1 rRNA gene is annotated in these 1,515 nt (G+C 53.3%); it reads left to right on the top strand.

The features are described 5' to 3' along the window. Window positions 1-1,477, top strand: a 16S ribosomal RNA gene (locus BCT34_RS22010); the annotation flags it as partial. Window positions 1,478-1,515: the final 38 nt, after the last annotated feature.

Here is a 1,515-nt window from a genome sequence, read left to right on the forward strand (position 1 = left end):
TAACAATCCTTCGGGTGCGTTAATGGGCGTCGAGCGGCGGACGGGTGAGTAATGCCTAGGAAATTGCCTTGATGTGGGGGATAACCATTGGAAACGATGGCTAATACCGCATAATGCCTACGGGCCAAAGAGGGGGACCTTCGGGCCTCTCGCGTCAAGATATGCCTAGGTGGGATTAGCTAGTTGGTGAGGTAATGGCTCACCAAGGCGACGATCCCTAGCTGGTCTGAGAGGATGATCAGCCACACTGGAACTGAGACACGGTCCAGACTCCTACGGGAGGCAGCAGTGGGGAATATTGCACAATGGGCGAAAGCCTGATGCAGCCATGCCGCGTGTATGAAGAAGGCCTTCGGGTTGTAAAGTACTTTCAGTTGTGAGGAAGGGGGTAGTGTTAATAGCGCTATCTCTTGACGTTAGCAACAGAAGAAGCACCGGCTAACTCCGTGCCAGCAGCCGCGGTAATACGGAGGGTGCGAGCGTTAATCGGAATTACTGGGCGTAAAGCGCATGCAGGTGGTTCATTAAGTCAGATGTGAAAGCCCGGGGCTCAACCTCGGAACTGCATTTGAAACTGGTGAACTAGAGTACTGTAGAGGGGGGTAGAATTTCAGGTGTAGCGGTGAAATGCGTAGAGATCTGAAGGAATACCAGTGGCGAAGGCGGCCCCCTGGACAGATACTGACACTCAGATGCGAAAGCGTGGGGAGCAAACAGGATTAGATACCCTGGTAGTCCACGCCGTAAACGATGTCTACTTGGAGGTTGTGGCCTTGAGCCGTGGCTTTCGGAGCTAACGCGTTAAGTAGACCGCCTGGGGAGTACGGTCGCAAGATTAAAACTCAAATGAATTGACGGGGGCCCGCACAAGCGGTGGAGCATGTGGTTTAATTCGATGCAACGCGAAGAACCTTACCTACTCTTGACATCCAGAGAAGCCAGCGGAGACGCAGGTGTGCCTTCGGGAGCTCTGAGACAGGTGCTGCATGGCTGTCGTCAGCTCGTGTTGTGAAATGTTGGGTTAAGTCCCGCAACGAGCGCAACCCTTATCCTTGTTTGCCAGCGAGTAATGTCGGGAACTCCAGGGAGACTGCCGGTGATAAACCGGAGGAAGGTGGGGACGACGTCAAGTCATCATGGCCCTTACGAGTAGGGCTACACACGTGCTACAATGGCGCATACAGAGGGCAGCAAGCTAGCGATAGTGAGCGAATCCCAAAAAGTGCGTCGTAGTCCGGATTGGAGTCTGCAACTCGACTCCATGAAGTCGGAATCGCTAGTAATCGTAGATCAGAATGCTACGGTGAATACGTTCCCGGGCCTTGTACACACCGCCCGTCACACCATGGGAGTGGGCTGCAAAAGAAGTGGGTAGTTTAACCTTTCGGGGAGGACGCTCACCACTTTGTGGTTCATGACTGGGGTGAAGTCGTAACAAGGTAGCCCTAGGGGAACCTGGGGCTGGATCACCTCCTTATACGAAGATATTCACGATAAGTGTCCACACAGATTGAT

This window comes from Vibrio sp. 10N.261.45.E2 (assembly GCF_002875705.1).
Classification (GTDB): Bacteria; Pseudomonadota; Gammaproteobacteria; order Enterobacterales; family Vibrionaceae; genus Vibrio.